Raw genomic sequence first — 21,904 nt, forward strand, 5'->3', positions numbered from 1 at the left:
TCTCGGGGACGCCCCACAGAACATCCTCCGCGATGACATGCCCCGCAGCCTTCGGGTTGACCACCAGCAGGTCGATCTCCTCCTCGGCCTGTTTCGGCCGGGCCGAGACCTGGTACTTGGACGGCTGGCGCACCAGGAAGCCCTGCGCTTCGAAATATTCACGCACGATCCATTCGCTGACGGCGGACATACATCACCTTTCCCGTTCTGTAGCCGGGACCGGCGGTCCCGGCCGCCGGCTTCACCGAAGCCGGCTACAGTTGATCCCAAACCTCCCGCAACACCTCGTCCGGCGCCTCGACGCCCGGGCGTACGGCGCCGATCCGCCCGGCCAGCACGAACTTCAGCACCCGGTCCTGCGTCTTCTTGTCCAGGGTCATGGCCCGGCGCACGGCGGGCCAGTCGAGGTCCGGCCGCTCCACGGGCAGGCCCAGGGCTCGCAAGAGCGAGATCACCCGATCGGCCTCCGCCGGCGGAAATCCCGTCACGCGGCACGACAACTGCGCCGCGTAGGCCATGCCCAGGCTGACCGCCTCGCCGTGCAGGTACGTCCCGTAGCCCGTGACCTGCTCGATCGCGTGGCCCAGCGTGTGCCCGAAATTCAGGATCGCGCGCAGGCTGCGCTCGCGCTCGTCCAGCCGCACCACCTCGGCCTTGATCCGGCAGCAATGCGCGATCACGGTTTCCATCAGCGCCGGTTCGCCGGCCCGCAGGCCCGGCACGTTCTTCTCCAACTCGTCGAAGAACGCGGCGTCGCGGATGACGCCGTACTTCAGCACCTCGGCCAGGCCGGCGGTGTACTCGCGCGGCGGCAACGAGCGCAGCGTCGCGAGATCCGCGACGACCAGCACAGGCTGATGAAACGCGCCGACCAGGTTCTTGCCGCGCGGCAGGTTGATGCCCGTCTTGCCGCCGACCGAGCTGTCCACCATCGCGAGCAGGCTGGTCGGGACCTGGACGTACCGGAGGCCGCGCAAGAAGCTGGCCGCAAGGTAGCCCGCAAGGTCGCCCACCACCCCGCCGCCCAGCGCGACAATGAACGCGCGGCGGTCCAGGCCGCGGTCCAGGGCCTCGTCGTACAGGCGGAACAGCATGGCCTCGGCCTTGGACGATTCCCCGGCCGGGACCGCGACGCGCCCGACCTGGAAACCGGCCGCCCGAAGGCCGTCTTCCAAGGCAGGGCCGTAGAGCGGATCCACGTGCGTGTCGGAAACGATCAGGGCAGAGGGCCCCAATTCGAGCTCGCGGCAGAGCGCGCCGGTCTGCGCCAGCACGCCCTCCCCGATCCGTATTTCATAGGAGCGCGCCCCGAGGTCCACTTTGATTTTACAGGCCATCAAGGATGAGCAAATAGGGCCGCGCCCAGCCGGTGTCAACATCATAGCGCCTGCTTCCCTGTTGCCGCCACGTAATTTCCACGCTACCGTGATCACATGCACATCTTACGCACCGCGCCGATCCTGCTCCTGCTCCTCGCCGGGACCGTTTTCGCGGAGGAATCCCCGTCGCCCGCGGTTCCGGCCTCCGAGCCGCCTGCCCTCGCCTCCGACGTCGTCGCCCGCGTCGGCGACTTCGACGTGCCGTACGAGTGGTTCCTCCACGAGTTCCGGTCGTCCTTCTTCCGCCATACCGGCGAGCCGGACGTTCGCGAGGCGGTCTTCCAGCCCTTTCTCGAGCGCATGACCCTTTACGCCCTCGCCCGGCAGGAGGGGCTGCAGGATCAGCCCGCGTTGCGCGCGCGAATCCGGGAGCGCGTCGACGGCATGCGGGCGTACATGGAATACCAGCTGGCCATGGTCGAAGTGGGCATGGTCATGCAAGAGTATCTCGAAGCCCGCGGCGTGACTGCGGACTCGATCCGGGTCGGCGACGAGGACCTGCAGGCTTTTTTCGACCGGCACGTCAAGGGACGGCCCGGCGCCCCGGATACGCTGGAGGACGTCCCCGCGGAAATCCGGGACCGTATGCGCCAGGACATCGCCATGACCCGGTACGCCGAATCCGTCAGCGCGGCCCTGGCGGAATGGAAAACGAACATGCCCGTGGCCGTGAATACCGACCTCGTCCGTTCGGTGCCGCTCCCGGAGATGAACGGCGCGCCGCCGGGCATGACGCCGCCAGCGGTGCGCGCATCAGGGCCCGCGGTTGAAGAGTGACGCCCAGTCCAACTCCGTCTCGCGGTAGATCCGGTCCACCTCGTCGAGGAACGCCGCGATCTCCTGCTCGCCGTTGTAGCCGACCCGCCGCGCCAGGGCCTCGAGCCGGTTCCGCCGGTGCTCCGCGCCCAGGGAAATGATGGAACCCATGACCTCCTGCATTTCGGCGCGGAGCCGGTCCTTTTCCTCCGCCTCGCCGGCCTCTTCGGCGCGGGTCCGGATCTCGTCCAGCTTGAGCAACTGCTCCTTCAGCCGCGCCACGAGGTCCTGTTCCGCCGCGTCCGCGGGCGCGGCGGCCCGGCCGTCCAGCCGGTCGAATTCCCGGTCCATTGCCCGGTCGTACTTCTCCAGGTCGCGCAGGACGTGCTCCGGGAGCGGGGGCGGTTCTGTCTTCTCTACGGGGGCGGCCGGGGGAACATCGACCGGCTGAATCTCGACGCCGGCGGGCCTGAGCGCGGCCGGCTCCCGCGCGAATTCCGGCCGGGGCGTTGGGGCCCGGACGGGCTCCGCGGGGCGCGCGGCGTCCGGCGCGAGAACGGCGGCCGGCGCCGCCGTCCGCAGGACACGGATTTCCTCCCGGCAGGCCGCGGCCTTCCGCAGCGCCAGGCCGGCCGCCAGCAGCGCGGCGAGGGCGATCAGGGCCAGGGCCATGGACAGCTTGTTCATGCCGGCTCCCTTACACCATCGGGCCGCGCCTGCCAACTCAATCCGGCCGCCGCCAGGACTGATTCATAAACGATCGTAACCCGTTTCAACCATGGAAGAACAAGGCGCGCGCACACCAGGGCATGCGCGGGCCTCGAGGGCGAGGCCGCGCTACACGGACGCCGCGAATGCGGTACTCGGCGTAGCCCGCGACCGCCCCCGGTCGCGGGGCCGTTGGCTCCGCGGATTCCGGACCCCCACGTTTCGCGAGGTGAGTCCCATTGAGAAAAATCGCATTCCCTTCACGGATCGAGGATTCACCGTTCTCATGAATCAGTCCTGGGCCGCCGCGGCGCCGGGCCGATTCGCTGTTGACCGGGCGGGGGTGGGTGTTTATGTTTCGGCGTTTCGTACCAGGATTCGGGGCAGAGAGAAAGGGCGCGTGCGATCATGGCCATGCTGATTACCAAGTTTCACAGTCTGATCCGGAACCGCCTGCTGTGGGCGGCGTTCCTCGTGATCATCGTCTTCACCTTCGTGATCTGGGGCACCACGACCTCGGGCAGTAAGGACCAGGAAGGCGCCAACTCGGCCGGGAAGCTGGACGGCGAGTACGTGCCCATGGAGGAGTTCCGGCGCGCCTATTTCAGCACGTACATGTCCATCGTGCTGAACGTCGGCCGGCCCCTGAACGTCACCGCGGAACTGGACCGGCAGATCAAGCAGGCCGCGTGGCGCCGGCTGGCGGCGCTCCGCCAGGCCGAGGCGCTCGGCCTGACGGCCAACAACGATGAAGTTATCGCCACGATCCGCGGGCACCAGGGCTTCCAATACCAGGGCCAGTTCAGCCCGCAGCACTACCAGGCCTTCGTTCAGAACGTTCTGAACCGCCTCGGCTTTGCCGAGGTCCAGTTCGAGGAGCACGTCCGGCAGGAGATCGCGCTCCAGAAACTGCAGTACATGGTCCAGCAGGCCGTCCTGGTCACCCCGTACGAGATCAACCGCGCGATCACGACCTTGAGCGACACCTTCGAGGCGGAGTACGTTGCGATCGGCGAGAAGGACGTCGAGGACGAAGTCCGGGTCGGGGAAACAGAGGCCCGCGCGCTGTTCCTGAAGGACCCCGCCCTGTTCACCATCCCGGAGAAGGTAAGCCTGCGCTATGTCGCGCTGCCGCTGACCAACTACACCGCCGCGGTCACGGTCGCCGAGGAGGACGCGCTGGTATACTACGACGATTTCATGGATTCGTTCGTCCGCACCAACCGCGTCCGGATCGCCGCCGACGAGGAAGGGGCGGAGCCCCCGGCGGAGGACGAGGAGGCCGCCTGGTCGAACGAAATCGTGCAGTTGACCTTCGACGAGGTGAAGACCAGCATCGTCGAGCGCATGACGATGGACCGCGCGCGGGACAAGGCGGTGGAAGCGGCGACGGAACTGGTGATCCGGCTCGCGCCGGACCGGGAGGGTCAGGCCCTGACCTTCGAGGACGTGATGGCCAAGGCCGGCCTGGCGATCCGGACGGCCGGCCCGTTCGCGGCGAACGAGCCCGTGGAGGGCGTGGACGCCGGGCTCGAATTCAACCGGGCCGCGTTCACTCTGCGAGACACGCCGGATGAGTATTTCAGCGACGCGGTCGTGGGCAGCAACGCGGTGTACGTGCTGGCCCTGACGGAGCGGTTCGACGCCCGCGTTCCGGAGTTCGAGGAAGTGTCGGAAGACGTGCTGAAGGTCGCACGCCAGCAGGCGATCGCCGAGGCCATCACGAAGAAGGCGCAGTCCGTGCGGGAGGTGGCGCTGGCCGCGCAGGAGGCCAAGGGCCCGTCGTTCGCCAACGCCGCGGAGTCCTTCAAGCTCGATCCGGTGCGCGTCGGGCCCTTCAGCCTGACCGAGGGCCTGGACGAGCAGGCCGCCTACAGCGAGGAGCTGTTGAGAACGGTCCTCCTGCTCAACGAGGGAGAGGTCAGCGAGCCCATCGTCGCCGAAGACGCCGTGCTCGTCATCCGCCTCGCAAAGCGCAGCGCCGGGGAGACCACGGAGCTCGAACCCATGCGCGAGCAGATCGCCGACTCCATCCGCCGGCAGCGCAACCGCACCCTCTTCAGCGAGTGGCAGGAATACCTGCTCCGGGCGGGCCGGCTGGAGGACCGCATGGCCGTACCGGACGAGGAGATGCCCGCGGACGAGGAGGATCTCCCGGAAGAGGCCCCGGCCCCGGACGCGGAGTCCTGACCGGGCCGGTCCGGGAAAAGAATCCGCTTGAATTCCGCCGGGCGGGTGATAGCGTCTCGCGCCCGTTGGGATTCCCGTCGCCTTTCCCCGGGAGCGGAGGTTTCCGCAGCCCGGGGACCGGCGGGCGCCGGCGGGTCCGGCAGATCCCGACCGGAGGTTGGAAGTACTTCCATCCATGCAAGAAAACGATGGGCAATGTCTCGGCCTTGCCCCCCTGCGTCTGGCCGACCGTCCTTTGTTTCACGATCTGTTCTCCCGCCAGGCCCGTCCGATCTCGGACTACTCCTTCGCGGGCACCTTCCTGTGGAGCGCGAGCCTGAAGCTCTACTGGGGCCTGCTCCACCGGCATCTCTGCGTCTTCGCCAACGGCACGGGCGACCTGACCATGCTGGTCCCGCCGATGCCGGAGCCCGGCGCCGGGCCCGACGACCTGGGGCGCTGCCTGCGGGAGTGCTTCGCCCGGATGGACGAGTACAACGAGCGCCACAGCCAGCGGCACCGCTCCCGCGTCGAGTACGTGTCCGAGGAAATGCTGGCGCGGTTGCGCGCCGCGCCCGGCTTCGATCTGGAGGCCGCGCCCATGGGCGGCGACTACATCTACGACATGGCTCGGATGATCGACCTGGCCGGGGGCGGGCTCAAATCCAAGCGCAGCGCCCGCAACAAGTTCCTGCGCGACTACCCGGATCACCGGACGGAACTTTTGACCCCCGCGCATCGTCCGGCCTGCCTGGCCCTGCTCCTGCGCTGGCAGCAGCACGCGGAACTGAAGTATGGGAACGAACCGCAGTTCGAGGAGGCGGCGGGAACCCGGGTGCTGCGCCGCCGCGAAGTCGCGGCCTGCGAATTCTCGCTGGACCACATGGACGCGCTGAACCTGAAGGGCCTGGCCCTTTTCGTCGGCGCCGAGCTGGTCGGCTTCACGCTCGGGGAGGCGCTGACGGCGAACCAGGCCTCCATCCTGATCGAAAAGACGCACCCGGACTTTCCCGGCGCGCCGCAGGTCATCTTCTCCGAGTTCTGCCGCCAGGGCTGGGCCGGATACGCCGAATGCAACGCGGGGGACGACTGCGGCATGCCGTCGCTGCAGTTCACCAAGGAAAGCTACCGGCCCATCGCCCGGCTGCACAAGTACAGCCTGGCGCGGCGCGTGCCGACGCGCTGCGAACCGGGGCCCGTCGTCCTGGAACTCTGCCCTCCGCCCCGGGCCCTCTGCGCATGAAGAGGCCCTGCCGCCCGGGCCGGCTGACGGATCTGCGTGCGCTGACGGCGCTCGAGGCCCTGTGTTTCGAGCACCCGGGCGAGCGCTTCCACCGCCGACAGATCCGCGGCCTGCTGCTCAATCCGCGCGCCGGCGTGTTCGTGATCCGGCGCGGCGGCGCCCCGGCGGGGTGGGCGGCGGGACTGGTGCGGCGCGCCCGCGGGCGTTGCGCGGGCCGCCTCTATGCCCTCGCCGTGCATCCGGATTACCGGGGGCGAGGCTTCGGGCTCCGCCTGGCGAAGGCGGTTCTGGAGGACCTGCGCCGGCGCGGCGCCCGAACGGTCAGCCTGGAAGTCCGTGCGGACAACCGCGCGGCGCGGCGCCTGTACGAGGGCCTGGGCTTCATCGCGGCCGGCGCCCTGCCCGACTATTACGGGCCCGGCCTGCACGGACTCCGGATGCGCCGCCCGGCGACGACGTTCAGGACTCGGGCCGCAGCGACGAGTGGTGCTCGACGATCCGCCACCGGCCGTCCTGCAGGCGGTAGACGAAGGTGAACCGCGCGTCCACCTCGCGGACAATCCCGTCCGGGTCCGTCAGTGTGAACGTGTAGAGGCCCGAGCGGATCGCGAGGTCCCCAAACCGGCGCAGATGGCTCTCCGTGATGACGCCGGCCGGCTGCTTCTCCAGGAAATGCACGAAGTAGTCCCGAATACCCTCGGGCCCGACGCGCACGCGACCGGACAGCGTGGGCAACAACACCGCATCCTCCGCGTAGAGCGCCACCACCGTGTCCGGGTCGCCCGTCCGCAGGGCCGCGTCCCACTGGTCGAACAGCGCGGCCACCTCCGCCTCCCCGCCGGCGACCTCCGGGGTCTGGGCGCACGCCACAACGCCGGCCAGAATACATAACCATCCCGCGAGCCGCCTCTCTCGTCTTCTCATGTTTTCATTCTCCCCTCGATGAGCCCCATCTTCGCCCTTTCCGGGCAGAAGGGAAAGCCCTTTGCGCCGGTCCCGGCCTCCAATAATTCCAGTTGACGCGGAGCCTTTCCCGGTCCACGTTTTCCGGACTTGCGATGGGAAACGACACCATGCCGGCCAAACGGATCATACCGTGCCTGGACATCAACGCCGGGCGCGTGGTCAAGGGCGTGCGCTTCGTGGAACTCCGCGACGCGGGCGACCCGGTTCAGGTCGCCCGCGCCTACGAGGCGCAGGGCGCGGACGAGTTGACCTTTCTCGACATCACCGCCTCGCACGAGGCGCGCGACACGATCGTCGAGGTCGTCCGCGCCGTCGCGCAGCAGGTGTTCATGCCCCTGACCGTCGGCGGCGGCGTGCGCACCGCGGCGGACATCCGGCGGATGCTCCAGGCGGGGGCGGACAAGGTCTCGCTGAACACCGCGGCACTGCTGAACCCCGGGATCATCGACGAGACCGCGAGGCAGTTCGGCAGCCAGTGCATCGTCCTGGCCATCGATGCCCGCAAGCGGACCGGCGGGCCAGGCCCGGCTTCGCCAGGAACTTCGCCGGGGCAAGGCTGGACGGTGTTCACGCACGGCGGCCGCAAGCCCACCGAGCGCGAGGCGGTCGAGTGGGCGCGCGAGGGCGTCGGGCGCGGCGCGGGAGAGATCCTGCTGACCAGCATGGACCGCGACGGCACGCAGGACGGGTACGATTTGGAATTGACGCGGGCCGTGTCCGAGGCGGTCCCGGTGCCGGTGATCGCCTCGGGGGGCGTCGGCGCGCTGGATCATTTCTACGACGGGATCGTGCTCGGCAAGGCGGACGCGGTGCTCGCGGCCTCGGTCTTCCATTTCGGCACGTTCACGATCCCGCAGGTGAAGGAGCACTTGAAACGGAAGGGCGTGGAGGTGCGGCTGTGAACGAAAAAGAAGATGGGCTGGAGCTACGGCTGGATTTCAACAAGCTGACGCAGGCGACGTCGGCCAACGCCGGGATCATCCCGGTGGCCGTCCAGCACGCGGACACAGGCGAGGTGATCCTCGTCGCCTACACGAACGAGCCGGCCTTCCGCAAGGCCGTCGCCGACCGGTCGCTGGTGCTGTGGAGCACCTCGCGGAAGGAGCTGTGGGAGAAGGGCAAGACCTCGGGCGAGACGTTCGACCTGGTCGAGGTGCGGGTGAACTGCGAGCAGAACTCGCTGCTCTACCGCGTCCGCCCGCGCCGCGGCGGGATCTGCCACACGAAAAACAGGAGCGGGCAGCCGCGGAACTGCTATTATCGGCGGCTCAACCTGGAGACGGGCAAGCTGGAGAACCTGGACCCTTAAGAAGAACCGCGGATCACGCGGATTAGCGCGGATGAAATCAACCCATCCGCGGCGATCCGCGAAACCCGCGGTCAAGGATTCGATTTTGAGCTGTTTCCCCGATAAAAAGGCCTTCCTCGAGAAGGCGAGGCAGGGCAACCTGGTGCCGGTCTGGCGCGAGCTGCTGGCGGACCAGGACTCCCCGGTTTCGGCGTACGAAAAGGTACGCGAGCACCTGCGCCGGAAGGGTCACGCGACGCACACGTTCCTGCTGGAGAGCGTCGAGGGCGGCGAGAACGTCGGCCGCTACTCGTTCATCGGCGGCGCGCCCCGCGCGATCCTGCGCGCGTACGGGCGGCGCGTCACCCTCCAGCGGCCGGGCGGCGCCGAGGAGACGCTGGAGGCGGACGCCGATCCGCTCGACGCGCTCCGCCGCACCATGGCGCAGTTCCGCCCGGTCCCGGACCCCGCCCTGCCCCGCTTCATCGGCGGCGCGGTCGGGTTCCTCGGCTACGACTGCGTCTCCGTGTTCGAGCCGCGCGTCCCCGCGCGGACCGACCCGTCCCTCCGCGCGCCGGACATGGTGTTCATGATCACGGAGGCGCTGATCATCTTCGACCGCGTGCGCCATACGATCCGCCTGATCGCCAACGCCTGGATCGGGGACGACGCGGAGGCGGCCTACGAAGGGGCGATCACCGTGATCGAGAACCTGACGGAGGCGTTGCGGACGCCGCGCGCGAGCACGCTGATCGACCGCCACGCGCCGGCGCCGGAGATCGAGCCCCGCTCGAACACCCCGCGCGCCGAGTTCGAGGAGGCCGTGCGGCGCGCCCAGGAGTACATCCGGGCCGGCGACATCATCCAGGTGGTGCTGTCCCAGCGTTTCGAGACGGATTTCACGGGCGACTCGCTGGACGTGTACCGGGCGCTGCGGTCCATCAACCCGTCGCCCTACATGTTCTGCCTCGACCTGGGCGACAGCGCGATGGTCGGCTCGTCGCCGGAGGTCCACGTCCGGGGCGAGGACGGCCGCGCGGAGCTGCGGCCGATCGCCGGCACGCGGCCGCGCGCGGTGGACCCGGCGGAGGACGCACGGCTCGCGGCCGAGCTGCTGGCGGACCCGAAGGAGCGGGCGGAGCACATCATGCTGGTGGACCTCGCGCGCAACGACCTTGGGCGCGTCTGCCGGTACGGGTCGGTCCGCGTCCCGGAGCTGATGGTCATCGAGCGATACAGCCATGTCATGCATATTGTCTCCGACGTGGCGGGCGAGTTGGCGCCGGGGATGGACGCCTACCAGCTCATGCGCGCGACGTTCCCCGCGGGCACCGTCAGCGGCGCGCCGAAAATCCGCGCGATGGAGATCGTCGCCGAGCTGGAGCGGGCCCGGCGCGGGCCCTACGCCGGCGCGGTGGGCTACTTCAGCTTCAGCGGCAACCTCGACAGTTGCATCACGATCCGCACGATCATCCTCGACCTCGGCAAGGCCTACGTGCAGGCGGGCGCGGGGATCGTCGCGGATTCCGATCCGGGCCGTGAGTACGAGGAGACGCAGAACAAGGCGCGGGGGATGTTCAAGGCCCTCGCGCTGGCCGGGCACTTCGCCGCGGCGAGGGAGAACCGCGCGCCATGATCCTGGTCATCGATAATTACGACTCGTTCACGTACAACCTGGTCCAGTACCTCGGCGAGCTGGGCGCGGACGTGCGCGTCGTGCGCAATGACGCCATGACCGTGGATGAAGTCGCCGCGCTGGGCGCGGAGCGGATCGTCATCAGCCCAGGCCCCTGCACGCCGAAGGAGGCCGGCATCTCGTGCGCGGTGATCGAGCGGATGGGAGGCCGGGTGCCGCTGCTCGGCGTTTGCCTGGGGCACCAGTGCATCGGCCACGTGTACGGGGGGCGCGTCGTTCGGGCGGGGCGGCTGATGCACGGCAAGACCTCGCTGATCCGGCACCGCGGGCAGGGCGTGCTGGCCGGGATGCCCCAACCGTTCGAGGCCATCCGCTACCACTCGCTGCTGGTCGAGCGCGAAAGCCTGCCGGCCGACCTCGAGATCACGGCCGAAACCGACGAGGGCGAGATCATGGGCCTGCAGCACCGGCGGCTTCCCGTCTTTGGGGTGCAGTTCCACCCGGAATCCATCCTGACGCAAAACGGCATGCAGATCCTGAAAAACTTTCTCGCGGCGCCGGCCCGCTTGTAAGCGGAGGCGTAAACGGGTACAGTGACCGTGTGGCGCGAGCCACCGAAACAGGTTCGCCATGGAAGAAAATCGAGACATATACCAGACCCGCGAAAACGACCCGGCCTCGCCCCCGTCCGGCCGGCCCGTGGACATCGGGCTCGACGGCCTCCGGCGGCAGGCCCGGCTGACCACGATCCTGCTGGCCCTCCTGATGCTCGTGCTGTTGGGCGCCGCGATCTGGCTGATCCACGAGCAGGAGAAGAAGCTGCGGAGCGAGGAGGCCGAGGGCGCCGCTCCGCCCGCGGGCGGGAGCCCGCTGCCGCTGCCGGCCGCCAGCCAACTGGGCGGGGCGCCCGCCCAGCCGGCCATCCCGGAATCCGCGCTGGCCACCGCGCTCGAGCCCCCCACCCCGCCGTCGGCCCCCTCCCTGACGCCGGAGCAGTCGGCCCAGGCGATGGAGGAATTGCGCAAGGCCCACGAATACCTGCGGGCGAAGGACCTGATCCGCGGCGAGGAGCACACCCGGCGCGCGCTGGAGATCTGGCCGGAGTGGCCCTCCGCCCTGCGGCTGCTGGGACTGATTCATACGCAGCGCGGGCAGTTCGAGCAGGCCATCACGGTCCTGGACCAGGCCATTGCGCGGGATCCCCTGAACGTCGAGGCCATCAATTCGCTGGCGACGGCCTACATGCAAAAGGGCTGGATGGGCCGGGCGGAGGAGCTGTTGCACAAGGCCGAGATCATGAACCCGGATTACTGGCCGGCCCACCTGAACCTGGGCCTGCTGTACATCCTCAAGAAGGACTACGGGCCCGCGGCGGACTATCTCGAGCGCGCGATCGTCAACGTGCCGAACGACGCCGGCCCCCGCAACAACCTCGGCGTCGCCCTGATGCGCGTCGGACGCTTCGATGACGCTCGCCGGAATTTTCAGATCATCATCGAGCAGACCCCGAAAAACCCGGCGCCCTACTTCAACATCGCCATCAGCTTTATTCTGGAGAAGAACCCCGACGCCGCCCTCGAGTGGATCCGGCAGGGGGCGGAACACTGCTCGCCGATGACCTGCCAGAGCTACCTGGCGGACCAGGCGTTCAATCCGCTCCGGAATTACCCGCCGTTCCAGCAACTGCTGACCTCCCTCTATCCCCAGCTGCCCGCCCCGCCGCCGCCGTAATGGGGATCCCGGACGCGCCATGCATTCCGATGTCCAGCCTCACGACGGCATCCGCGACCTCGGGTTCGCGCAGGTGGACCTTGACCGGCCCCGCCGGTGCGGCATGCCCGAGGTGATCTTCTGCGCCGGGAAGACCCCGGCGCAAATCGCCGGTATCATCCAGGCCCTCAAGGAACGCGGCCAAAACGTGCTGGGCACCCGGGTTTCTCCCGATCAGTTCCGGGAGGTGGCCCACGTCCACGCGGACGCCGTCTACCACGAGACCGCGCGCTGCCTGACCCTCGAGGTGACGCCCCGCCCGGAACCGGTCGGCCACGTGGCCGTCGTCTGCGCGGGCACCTCGGACCTGCCGGTCGCGGAGGAAGCGGCCCTGACGGCGGAATGGATGGGGGCGCGGGTGGAGATCATCCGGGACGTCGGGGTCGCCGGCCTGCACCGGCTGTTCAAGCATCTCGACACGCTGCGCCGCGCCCGCGCGGTCGTGGTCGTCGCCGGTATGGAGGGCGCCCTGCCCTCCGTCGTCGGCGGCCTGATCGACCGGCCCATCGTCGCCGTCCCGACCAGCGTCGGGTACGGCGCGCACCTCCAGGGGCTGGCGCCGCTCCTGACCATGCTTAACTCGTGCGCGCCCGGCATCACCGTGGTGAACATCGACAACGGGTTCGGCGCCGGGGCCGCGGCCGCGCTCATCAACCGGATCGGGGAGCCGGCATGAACCTGCTGCACTTCGACAGCCTGGGCGGGGCCTCCGGCGACATGCTGCTCGGGGCCCTCGTCGACCTCGGGATCGAGGCCGCGGCGCTCCAGCACAAGCTCGCGCAGCTGCCCATCGGTCCCTTCGCCATCGAGGCCGCGAAAGACAAGGAACATCACATCGCGGGCACGCGGCTGGCGGTCCGTATCCCGGAACACGACCACCACGGACACCACGGCCGGCATTGGGCTGAAATCCGCTCGATCATCGGGGAGGCCGACCTGCCCGAACCCGCGAAGGCGATGAGCCTGAAGGCGTTCCTGCGGCTGGCCGAGGCCGAGGCGCGCGTGCACGGGACGGGCGTCGAGGAGGTTCACTTCCACGAGGTCGGCGCCGTGGACGCGATCGTGGACATCGTCGGGAACTGCCTGGCCCTGCACTGGCTGAAAATCGAGGCCGTCTCCTTCAGCCCCCTGCCCCTCGGCCACGGTACGATCCGCTGCACGCATGGAACCTTCCCCTCGCCCGCCCCCGCGACCGTCGAACTGCTCAAGGGCTTTCCCGCGGAGTACGTGGACGAACCGCACGAGCTGGTCACGCCGACCGGCGCGGCCCTGCTGACGGCGTGGCGCTCGCTCGAACGCCCTCCGCCCGGCAGCCGGATCCTGCGGACAGGCTACGGATTCGGGCACCGGAAACTCGACCGGCGGCCGAACCTGATCCGGGCCACGCTCCTCGAGGCCCCCGCGGCGGAGACCGTAGGCGAGACCTGCCTCGTGCTCGAATGCAACGTGGACGACACAACTCCGGAACTGCTTGGCGCCCTGTCCACCCGCCTGCTCGAGGCGGGCGCCCTGGACGTTTTCACGGTTCCCGCGCAGATGAAAAAGCAGCGGCCGGGCGTCCTGCTCACCGTCCTCGCCCTGCCCGCCGACCGCGAGCGGCTGCTGGACCTGGTCTTCCGCGGCTGCACGACGTTCGGCGTGCGCGAATACCTGGCCGCCCGCACCATGCTGGAGCGCCGGTTCGCCGAGGCGCAAACGGAGTACGGAACGGTGCGGATCAAGATCGGGCGCTGGCGCGGCGAGGACATCACCTTCGCGCCGGAGATGGAGGATTGCCTGCGCCTCGCCCGGGAGCAGGACGTTTCGGCCCGCACCGTCTACGAGGCCGCCTGCCGGGCGCGGCCGAACCCGTGATGCTTTTTATCCAATCCGGGTGAAGGCGGGTAGATTTCGGGCTCGCAGGAGCTCGCTCCTCCAGGGTTCCTGCAACTGGAGGGCGGAGCTCTGCGACGCCGTTCGCATCGCCTCTCACCCGTACGTGGTATCAGACGCTCGAGCCGCGCCAGTTGAGCTTCTGGCGAAGTACCGAGAAGTAGCTGTAGTCTTTCAACTGGACCAACCGAACGCCGCGCGCGCTCCGGCAGATTTCCACCCGGTCGCCGGCGGCTACCGACGGCTCTTCCTGCCCGTCCACGGACAGGATCAAATGGTCCGAGGCGCGGGTCACCTCGATGGCGATCTTCTTGTTGTCCGGCAGGACCAGCGGACGGTTGCTCAAGGTGTGCGGGCAGATGGCGCAGACCACGAAGCACGGGCATCCCGGATGCAAGATGGGGCCGCCGGCGGACAGGGCGTGCGCCGTGCTGCCGGTCGGCGTCGCCACGATCAGTCCGTCGCAGTGGTAGGTGGCCACCTGTTCGTCGTCAATCCGCAGGTTCAGCGTCATCAGCCGCGAGGAGGCCCCCCACCCGACGACGACGTCGTTCAGCGCGCGATGCCGGCCGACGATGCGCTTTCCGCGTATCTGCCAGCACTCGGCCACGGCGCGTTCGGTCACGCAATACCGGCCGCGCACGAGGCTTTCCAAGGCCGGCTTCAGGTCGTCCGCCGCCACGCTGGTGAGAAACCCGAGCCGGCCGAGATTGATGCCGAGGATGGGGACGTCGCTGCCGGCGAGCAGGCGCGCGCCCCGCAGCAGCGTGCCGTCGCCGCCCAGCGCGACCAGGGCTTCGATCTCACCGGCCAGCTTGTCGGAAGCCACCCGCCGGCACCGGGGCAGAAGGCGGGCGGTCTCGTCGCAGGCGACGAGCCTGACGCCCAGCCGTCCGGCCGCCCCGGCCAGACGCTTGAGGGCCGCGGCCGCCCCGGGCTTGTGGCAATTGGCCAGCACTCCGATCGTTTTCATGCGCTTCCCTTCTCCCACGCGGCGAGGAACTCCACGTTTCCCGCCGGCCCCGTCAGCGGGGACGGGATGCACCCGTTCCATACTAGTCCCGCTTCCCCGGTTCCAAAAGCCCGAATATGCTCGATCACCCGGGCATGGACCGCGGGGTCGCGCACCACGCCGCCCCGCTCGACCTGCTCGCGCCCGGCCTCGAACTGCGGCTTGATCAGCGTGACGATCCGGCCTCCGGGCGCCAGCACCCGGACGATCGCGGGCAGAATGAGCGTCAGGGAAATGAACGAGACATCCGCCGTGGCGAAAGACGGGGTCTCGGGCAGGTCGGCCGGATAGAGGAACCGGGCGTTCACGCCCTCCATCGCGACCACCCGCGGGTCCTGGCGCAGCCGCCAGTGCAGTTGGCCGTGCCCGACATCCACCGCGTACACCTTCGCCGCGCCGTGCTGCAGCAGGCAGTCCGTGAAACCGCCCGTCGAGGCCCCGATGTCCAGGCAGACGAGCCCCGCGACCTCCAGCCGGAAGTGCCCGAAGGCGGCCTCCAGCTTCTCGCCGCCGCGGCTGACGAACCGTTCGGGCGTCTTCACGGCGACCGTCGCGTCCTCGCCCACCTCGAAGGCGCATTTGTCGCGGACCTGGCCGTCCACGGTTACCTCGCCGGCCAGGATCAGGCGCTGGGCCTTCTCCCGGCTTTCCGAGAGGCCCAGGTCCACGAGCCGCTGGTCGAGCCTTATTTTTTTCATGCGGCCGAGGCGGTCAGAACATCCACACGGGCCCGACGAGGCCCGAGAAGTCGTCCGACGTGGAATGCTCCATGTAGTCCACGCGCGCGCTCACGCCCCAGGTCCGGGTGACCATCGCGATCAGCCGGGCGCGCAGGATGTTGAAATCCTCGTCGGGGTCCAGGTCCTGGCTGTCCTGGTAGTAGTAGTTGACACCCGCCTCGATCATCCGCCAGCGCCAGGCCACGGTCAGGCCGTACAGGAACGAATCGTTGTCCTGGTCGCCGCCCGGTGTGTCCACCCGCTCCCAGCCGTACCCGAGGTAGGGATTGAGGAAAAGGTGCCACGCCTTCACGCGGAAGACCGGCCCGGCCTTGATCATGGGGACGTTGACCGTGATCTCGGCGCCCTCCGGCTTGATCTCGTGCCACAGGTACCCGACGCCCGCGTTCCAGGTCACCGGGGCCTTCGCGTCGGCGTAGTAGTTGGCGAAGAACAGGTTGCCCCAGACGTCGCAGTCGTTGACGTCCGAGTAAAAAAAGAAGTTGTTGATGACGATATTCGGGTGCAGGGCCATCACGAACAGGCCGTACTCGGGGCCGGTGTCGGTCACGGTCACGGGGCCCATCGGCGTGCGCATCTTGAGTTCGTTGCGGTCCACGCCGGCCATGGGGCTGACGATCCAGCGCCATTGCTGGACGTCGTCCATCGGGTCCGTCTCCGCCGACGCGAGGACGGTCATGATCAGCACACCGGCCATCCACGCACAGACTTTCTTCATCGCATTCCCTCCTTCTCACAACGCGTAACTGTGCAGCCCGCCGAACAGCCTCGACAGGTTGACCCACGACAGCGTCAGGATAATGGCGGCAAAGCCCGCCAGGAGCAAGACGGCATACAGGCGCTCCGAACCGCGGCCCAGGAGATGCCGCGCGTGGAAGTAGCCGGTGTACAGCAGCCAGGTCGCCAACGCCCACATCTCCTTCGGGTCCCAGTGCCAGTAATCGCCCCAGGCCAGCTTGCCCCACCAGGCGCCCAGCAGCAGACCCAGGGTCAGGAACGGGTAGCCCCACGAGGCCAGGGTGTACGCCGCGCCGTCCCGGCGCGCCCGGTCTTCCTCCGGACCTCGTCCGAACTGCGCGGCGGCGACGATCGCCGCCTTGGCCATCAGGACGTAGGCCGCGAGGTACACCAGCACGTGGGGCGCGAACAGGGGGCTCTGGAGCGCGGGCGGCAGCGGCCGCGGCGTCTCGGGAAAGACAAAAGCGGCCGGGAACAGCAGGATCGCGCCCAGCAGGGGGTCCGCCCGCTCCGCCGCCGCGGGCAGGCGCCGCCAGGAAAGGGCCATGGGATAGATCAGCGCGCCCATCGCGAGGAAAACCTCGAACAGGTTCTGGAGCGGAACGTGCCCCGTCGAAATCCAGCGCCAGGCCGTCGCCGCGGCGGCGGCCGCGAAGCCCGCGGCAAAGAGCGGGCGGCCGGACCGCCGCCCGCCCGCCGCGAACGCCGCCGCGTACAGCGCCATCGCCGCGTAGATCAACCATCCCAGCAGGCTGGTTTTCAGCGTCATCCCGCCGCCCCCTCCCCGCGCCGCCGCCAGCCGTTCAGCATCGCGCCGCCGCCCAGGAGCAGGAAGCCGGCATACACCAGCCCGAGCCCCGAATCGCTGACCGCCAGCAGGACCGTGAACCGCGCGGGATGCTCGCCCCACGATTGCTGGTAGAGGTGATAGCCCCCGACGCGCAGGGGGTGGTTGACCAGGATTTCCGCCGGCGTCTCGCGGCCGCTCTCCCAGACGGTCACGCGGCTCCGGTACAGCCGCACCGGCGGTGTCGGGTGGGCCAGCAGCAGGCTGGCGGAGCGATGAAGATTGGTCAGGCCCGGGAAGATCGGCGACAGCGCCAGACGAACAAAAGGCTCTCCCGGCGGGCAGGCCAGTTCATGCCGATGCACCAGCCCCCCGGCCCGCAACTCCACGGTCGCCGAAGCCGGCGCGGACTCCAGCACCCGCAGTTCGATGGGCGTATCGGCCAGCGGCGCCGGGGCATCCTGTTTCCAGCGCAGCGGTTGCGTGGCCCAGGAGAAGTGCGGTGTGCCGGGCTCGGGCGCGAGAACGCCGTAGAGCAGCGGGGGCGGCTCGTCGGGCAGCGCGTAGTATTCGACCTCGAACTTGTCCAGCCGGACGCTGAAAGGGAGCGACCCGAGGGATCGCCGGAACGAGCGGTCGTACACGGAGGCGGACACCTGCCCTTCTTCCAGCCGGAGATAGGACCAGGGGATCTTCTCCCGCCCCCCGAGGCGCGCGGCGAGGCGATGCCCCGCTTCCGAGTTGGCCATGAAGCCGAGGATGACCAGCAGCACGCCCAAGTGCAGGCCGATCAGGCCCGGCGAGCGGCGGAGGGACGCAAACACCAGGAAGCCGCCGGCCTGGGCCGCGGCCAGGACCAGCCAAAAAACCACCATCGGCGGCGAGTTGAACAAGGACTTCGCCACGTCGGCACCGAGGAAGGCGCCAAATACGCTCAAGCCCGCCCAGCCGAACAAGAGGGCCAGGACGAACCAGCCCCACAGCCGGCGCAGTTCGTTCATGCGAAGAGAGTAAAGCAACTGGCGCGGATATCAAACTGCTTTACGCCCCCTCGATCCCGGGCCTATACTGAAAGCCAGCGAGAGGCCCCATGCGCGCCCGGAAACAGTGGCTCCTGCTGGAGGGAATGCATCCTGCCTGGCGGCTGGCCGTCTTCACGATGGGCGGGGTGCTGCTGGGCATGGCCGTGCTGGTCACCCATATCTCGCGCGCGGCTTCCTACTTGAGCGACGAGCCGGAGGTGTGCATCAATTGCCACGTGATGAACAGCGCCTACGCCACCTGGCGGAACGGCAGCCACGGGCACGTGGCGGCCTGCGTGGACTGCCACCTGCCCCACCAGAACCCGGTCGCCAAGCTCGCGTTCAAGGGGATGGACGGGGCGCGCCACTCGTACGTGTTCACCTTCCGCCTCGAGCCGCAGGTCCTGGAACTTTCGCGCGGCGCGATCCCGGTGATCCAGGAGAACTGCCTGCGCTGCCACCACGACCAGCTGCAGATGGTTCGGCTCGCCGGCGTGACGGAGCGCCGGTGCTGGGACTGCCACGATAACGTGCACGGCTCGGTCATCAGCCTGTCCGCCTCGCCGGACGCCCGGCGGCCCGCCCTGCCGTCCGCGGGCCTGGAATGGTTCAAGAAGCAAACGGGAGAACAGCCATGAACAACGAGACGGCAAAAACCCGCCTGCCGCTGTGGGTAGGGCCGGCGCTCTTTCTGCTGACGACGGGTGTCGTCGTGCTGCTCGGCCTGCTGGCCTTTTCCATCATGGAACGGCGATGGGAGACCCAGCGCCCGGCGATCGCGGTCCTCCCGATCGCCGAGTGGGAGCCGGACAACGCCGTCTGGGGCGCCAACTACCCGCGAGAGTACGAGCGTTACCTCCTCACGCGCGACGACACGACACGCACGATGTTCGGCGGGAGCTTTCCCCGGGATTATCTGGAGGACGACCCGCGCCAGGTCCTCCTGTTCGCCGGCTACCCGTTCAGCAAGGAATACCGCCAGGCGCGCGGCCATTACCATTCCGTGACGGACGTGACCCAGACGAAACGCCTCACACCCAAGACCTTTTCCAGTTGCTGGACCTGCAAGAGCACCGAGGTGCCCAAGTACATGGCCGAGATGGGCGTCGCGGAATTCTACAAGACGCCCTTCGCCGACTTCGTCGGCCGCATCACCCACCCGATCGGCTGCCAGGACTGCCACGACCCGGCGACGATGAACCTGCGGATCACGCGCCCGGCCCTGCGCGAGGCCTTCGCCGCGATGGGCAAGGATATCGACCAGGCGACGCACCAGGAGATGCGCTCGCTGGTCTGCGCCCAGTGCCACGTGGAATACTATTTCAAGGACGGCTCCTACGTCACGCTGCCGTGGGCACGGGGGCTCGGCGTGGAGCAGATCATCGAGTACTACGACAGCTATGATTTCACGGATTGGACGCACGCCATCTCCAAAACCCCGATCATCAAATCCCAGCACCCGGACTACGAACTGTACGCGGCGGGCATTCACGCCTACCGGAATATCGCCTGCGCAGACTGCCACATGCCCTACCGGACCGAGGGCGGCGTGAAGTTCACCGACCACCACGTCCAGAGCCCGCTGCTGAACATCGCGAACAGCTGCGCCGTGTGCCACCGCTGGAGTGAGGAGGAGATCCGGAGCCGCATCGAGGGCCTCCAGACCAAGGTGGCCCACGCCAAGGTCGCCGCGGAGGATGTGCTCGTCAAGGCACACATGGACATCGCCGCGGCCATGCAGGCAGGCGCGACGGACGAGGAACTCGTGGCCGCGCGGAAGCTCGTGCGGCACGCACAATTCCGATGGGATTTTGTATCCTCGCACAACGGCGTCGGGTTCCACGCGCCCCAGGAATGTACGCGCATCCTCGGCGACTCCGCGCGGGAGGCCCAGGAAGCCCGCGTGCTTGTGGCCCGGCTGCTGGCCGCGAAGGGCATCAGCGCTGAACCGCGCTACCCCGACTTCTCGACGCGCGCCAAGGCGGTGGAGGTCAAGACGGCCTTCGAGAGCGGCCAGCCGGTGAACATGCTGTAGCCTTCCGCAAAACGGCTCTTGCGGGCCGGCGGTTTCCTGTGTTATGAACGCGCGACTTTTCGCCGCCCCGGGGCCGTCATGCACGACCGAATCGCCATATTGGACTTCGGGTCGCAGTATACCCAGTTGATTGCTCGGCGCATCCGCGAGCAGCAGGTATTCTGCGAAATCCTGCGTTTCGACACGCGGGCCGCCGATCTGTCGGCGCGAAAGCCCCGGGGAATCATTCTCTCGGGAGGCCCCGCCAGCGTCCTCGCGCCCGGCGCGCCGGCCGCCGACCCGGCGATTTTCAGCCTGGGCATCCCCGTGCTCGGGATCTGCTACGGCATGCAGCTGATGGGCCGCGACCTCGGCGGGCAGGTCCGGCCCGGCCGGGCCCGGGAATACGGGAGCGCGGTCATCGCCGTGCGCCAGCCGGATATCCTCTTCCGCGGCCTGCCGCCGACCCTGGACGTCTGGATGAGCCACGGCGACCAGGTGGAACAGCTTCCGCCGGGCTTCGTCACGCTGGCGGCCACCGACACGTGCCCCATCGCCGCCATGGCTGACCCGGCCCGCGAGCTGTACGCCCTGCAGTTCCATCCCGAGGTCGCGCATACCCCGCGCGGGGCGGAGATCCTGCGCCGGTTCCTGTTCGACATCTGCGGGTGCCGCGGCGACTGGAAGATGGCGGATTTCGTCCGGGATAGCGTCGCCCGCCTCCAGGCCCGGATCGGGAACGGGCAGGTGCTGTGCGGGTTGAGCGGCGGCGTGGATTCGTCCGTCGCCGCCGCCCTGCTACACAAGGCCATCGGCCCGCGGCTACACTGCGTCTTCGTGGACAACGGCCTGTTGCGCGCGGGCGAGGCGGAGCAGGTGGAGGCCACCTTCGGCGGCGCGTTCGGAATGGACCTCCACGTCGCGCGCGCGGGTGACCTGTTCCTGGAGCGGCTGGCCGGCGTGACCGATCCCGAGCAGAAGCGGAAAATCATCGGCGCGACGTTCATCGACGTGTTCTCCGAGGAGGCGCGCCGGCTCGGCCCCGTGCGTTTCCTCGCCCAGGGCACGCTCTATCCCGACGTGATCGAGAGCGTGTCCGCCTTCGGCGGGCCGTCCGCCACGATCAAGAGCCACCACAACGTCGGCGGCCTGCCGGCGGACCTGAAGTTCGAGCTGATCGAGCCGCTGCGCGACCTGTTCAAGGACGAGGTCCGGCAGCTCGGCCGGGAATTGGGCCTGCCGGATTCCATCGTCGAGCGCCAGCCGTTCCCGGGTCCCGGCCTCGCCGTGCGCATCCTGGGCGCGGTCTCGGCGGACCGCGTCGCCCTGCTCCAGCAGGCCGAGATCCGGCTGCAGGAGGAACTCCGCAAGCTGCCGAATTACAAGGAAATCTGGCAATCGTTCTGCGTCCTGCTGCCCATCCAGACCGTCGGCGTAATGGGCGACGAGCGGACCTACGAGAACGTCGTCGCCGTGCGTGCCGTGCAGAGCCAGGACGGCATGACCGCGGACTGGTTCCGGCTCCCGCACGACACGCTCGACCGCGTCGCGTCCCGGATCATCAACGAAGTTCGCGGCGTGAACAGAGTAGTATATGATATAAGTTCGAAACCGCCGGCGACGATCGAATGGGAATAAGAATATGAACCACGGAGGACACAGGGGTTCACGGAGGGAATTTATCCAATCACTGGGAAACGGGGGAGAACAAGTTTCCAATCATTGGAAAAATGACGGTGACTTTTTCCAAACATTGGAAGACTCCTGGCTTTCCTCTGCGTCCCTCTGTGCCCTCTGTGGTGGA

Annotated in this window: 23 protein-coding genes; 14 read left to right on the top strand and 9 right to left on the bottom strand. The window is 68.5% G+C overall.

Annotated features, from left to right (window positions below; all coding sequences use genetic code 11):
• A partial coding sequence (locus KA248_07835; GenBank protein MBP7829812.1) for a hypothetical protein occupies positions 1-190 on the bottom strand: 190 nt, incomplete at its 3' end.
• Positions 191-254: 64 nt separating this feature from the next.
• Positions 255-1,337, bottom strand: coding sequence for a 3-dehydroquinate synthase (aroB, locus tag KA248_07840; GenBank protein ID MBP7829813.1), 1,083 nt, complete (start codon positions 1,335-1,337; stop codon positions 255-257).
• Positions 1,338-1,433: 96 nt separating this feature from the next.
• On the opposite strand from aroB, the gene KA248_07845 reads away from it, so the two are divergent.
• Positions 1,434-2,156, top strand: a complete 723-nt coding sequence (locus KA248_07845) for a hypothetical protein (GenBank protein ID MBP7829814.1) — start codon at positions 1,434-1,436, stop codon at positions 2,154-2,156.
• On the opposite strand, the gene KA248_07850 is transcribed toward KA248_07845, so the two are convergent.
• Complete coding sequence (locus KA248_07850; GenBank protein ID MBP7829815.1) at positions 2,133-2,822, bottom strand: hypothetical protein; 690 nt, start codon at positions 2,820-2,822, stop codon at positions 2,133-2,135. The two genes, KA248_07845 and KA248_07850, sit on opposite strands and share 24 nt — an antisense overlap.
• Before the next feature lie 429 nt (positions 2,823-3,251).
• Here KA248_07850 and KA248_07855 point away from each other — a divergent pair, with 429 nt between their 5' ends.
• From KA248_07855 to KA248_07865, 3 genes are all read left to right on the top strand, one after another.
• Positions 3,252-5,033, top strand: coding sequence for a SurA N-terminal domain-containing protein (locus tag KA248_07855; GenBank protein MBP7829816.1), 1,782 nt, complete (start codon positions 3,252-3,254; stop codon positions 5,031-5,033).
• Between the two features lie 175 nt (positions 5,034-5,208).
• Complete coding sequence (locus KA248_07860) at positions 5,209-6,255, top strand: DUF2156 domain-containing protein (GenBank protein MBP7829817.1); 1,047 nt, start codon at positions 5,209-5,211, stop codon at positions 6,253-6,255.
• Positions 6,252-6,791 (top strand): GNAT family N-acetyltransferase, encoded by a 540-nt coding sequence (locus tag KA248_07865; GenBank protein ID MBP7829818.1) that lies wholly within the window; start codon positions 6,252-6,254, stop codon positions 6,789-6,791. The genes KA248_07860 and KA248_07865 overlap by 4 nt, the downstream gene beginning before the upstream one ends.
• On the opposite strand, the gene KA248_07870 is transcribed toward KA248_07865, so the two are convergent.
• Complete coding sequence (locus KA248_07870) at positions 6,715-7,179, bottom strand: SgcJ/EcaC family oxidoreductase (GenBank protein ID MBP7829819.1); 465 nt, start codon at positions 7,177-7,179, stop codon at positions 6,715-6,717. The genes KA248_07865 and KA248_07870 overlap by 77 nt on opposite strands.
• Positions 7,180-7,328: 149 nt before the next feature.
• On the opposite strand from KA248_07870, the gene hisF reads away from it, so the two are divergent.
• From hisF to larC, 7 genes are read left to right on the top strand one after another with little or no spacing between them, the layout of a single operon-like run.
• A complete protein-coding gene (hisF, locus tag KA248_07875) occupies positions 7,329-8,123 on the top strand; it encodes an imidazole glycerol phosphate synthase subunit HisF (protein MBP7829820.1) in 795 nt (264 codons plus the stop codon).
• Positions 8,120-8,530, top strand: a complete 411-nt coding sequence (locus KA248_07880) for a phosphoribosyl-AMP cyclohydrolase (protein ID MBP7829821.1) — start codon at positions 8,120-8,122, stop codon at positions 8,528-8,530. The genes hisF and KA248_07880 overlap by 4 nt, the downstream gene beginning before the upstream one ends.
• Before the next feature lie 31 nt (positions 8,531-8,561).
• Positions 8,562-10,145: an anthranilate synthase component I gene (gene trpE / locus KA248_07885; GenBank protein MBP7829822.1), complete on the top strand. Its 1,584-nt coding sequence runs from the start codon at positions 8,562-8,564 to the stop codon at positions 10,143-10,145.
• Positions 10,142-10,717, top strand: coding sequence for an aminodeoxychorismate/anthranilate synthase component II (locus KA248_07890; GenBank protein ID MBP7829823.1), 576 nt, complete (start codon positions 10,142-10,144; stop codon positions 10,715-10,717). The genes trpE and KA248_07890 overlap by 4 nt, the downstream gene beginning before the upstream one ends.
• Before the next feature lie 58 nt (positions 10,718-10,775).
• Complete coding sequence (locus tag KA248_07895) at positions 10,776-11,876, top strand: tetratricopeptide repeat protein (protein ID MBP7829824.1); 1,101 nt, start codon at positions 10,776-10,778, stop codon at positions 11,874-11,876.
• Between the two features lie 19 nt (positions 11,877-11,895).
• Positions 11,896-12,591: a nickel pincer cofactor biosynthesis protein LarB gene (larB, locus tag KA248_07900; GenBank protein ID MBP7829825.1), complete on the top strand. Its 696-nt coding sequence runs from the start codon at positions 11,896-11,898 to the stop codon at positions 12,589-12,591.
• Positions 12,588-13,769 carry a nickel pincer cofactor biosynthesis protein LarC gene (gene larC / locus KA248_07905; protein MBP7829826.1) on the top strand — a complete coding sequence of 394 codons (1,182 nt, stop codon included), beginning with the start codon at positions 12,588-12,590 and terminating at the stop codon, positions 13,767-13,769. The genes larB and larC overlap by 4 nt, the downstream gene beginning before the upstream one ends.
• 130 nt (positions 13,770-13,899) lie before the next feature.
• On the opposite strand, the gene KA248_07910 is transcribed toward larC, so the two are convergent.
• Genes KA248_07910 through KA248_07930 form a run of 5 tightly spaced genes read right to left on the bottom strand, consistent with a single transcriptional unit; the run spans position 13,900 to position 18,065 of the window.
• Positions 13,900-14,760: an NAD(+)/NADH kinase gene (locus tag KA248_07910; protein ID MBP7829827.1), complete on the bottom strand. Its 861-nt coding sequence runs from the start codon at positions 14,758-14,760 to the stop codon at positions 13,900-13,902.
• Positions 14,757-15,497 (bottom strand): TlyA family RNA methyltransferase, encoded by a 741-nt coding sequence (locus tag KA248_07915; protein ID MBP7829828.1) that lies wholly within the window; start codon positions 15,495-15,497, stop codon positions 14,757-14,759. Before KA248_07915 ends, KA248_07910 begins: the two co-directional genes overlap by 4 nt.
• Positions 15,498-15,510: 13 nt before the next feature.
• Positions 15,511-16,257 (bottom strand): hypothetical protein, encoded by a 747-nt coding sequence (locus tag KA248_07920; GenBank protein MBP7829829.1) that lies wholly within the window; start codon positions 16,255-16,257, stop codon positions 15,511-15,513.
• Positions 16,258-16,272: 15 nt separating this feature from the next.
• Entirely contained in the window at positions 16,273-17,046 is a 774-nt protein-coding gene (ccsA, locus tag KA248_07925; GenBank protein ID MBP7829830.1) for a cytochrome c biogenesis protein CcsA, read from the bottom strand.
• Positions 17,043-18,065 carry a cytochrome c biogenesis protein ResB gene (locus KA248_07930; GenBank protein MBP7829831.1) on the bottom strand — a complete coding sequence of 341 codons (1,023 nt, stop codon included), beginning with the start codon at positions 18,063-18,065 and terminating at the stop codon, positions 17,043-17,045. Before KA248_07930 ends, ccsA begins: the two co-directional genes overlap by 4 nt.
• 89 nt (positions 18,066-18,154) lie before the next feature.
• Here KA248_07930 and nrfH point away from each other — a divergent pair, with 89 nt between their 5' ends.
• From nrfH to guaA, 3 genes are all read left to right on the top strand, one after another.
• Positions 18,155-18,724, top strand: coding sequence for a cytochrome c nitrite reductase small subunit (nrfH, locus tag KA248_07935; protein ID MBP7829832.1), 570 nt, complete (start codon positions 18,155-18,157; stop codon positions 18,722-18,724).
• On the top strand, positions 18,721-20,121 hold the full coding sequence (locus tag KA248_07940) for an ammonia-forming cytochrome c nitrite reductase subunit c552 (protein ID MBP7829833.1): 1,401 nt from the start codon (positions 18,721-18,723) through the stop codon (positions 20,119-20,121). The genes nrfH and KA248_07940 overlap by 4 nt, the downstream gene beginning before the upstream one ends.
• A gap of 78 nt (positions 20,122-20,199) precedes the next feature.
• Entirely contained in the window at positions 20,200-21,738 is a 1,539-nt protein-coding gene (gene guaA / locus KA248_07945) for a glutamine-hydrolyzing GMP synthase (protein ID MBP7829834.1), read from the top strand.
• Positions 21,739-21,904: the final 166 nt, after the last annotated feature.

Source organism: Kiritimatiellia bacterium (genome assembly GCA_018001225.1).
GTDB lineage: Bacteria > Verrucomicrobiota > Kiritimatiellia > CAIQIC01 > JAGNIJ01 > JAGNIJ01.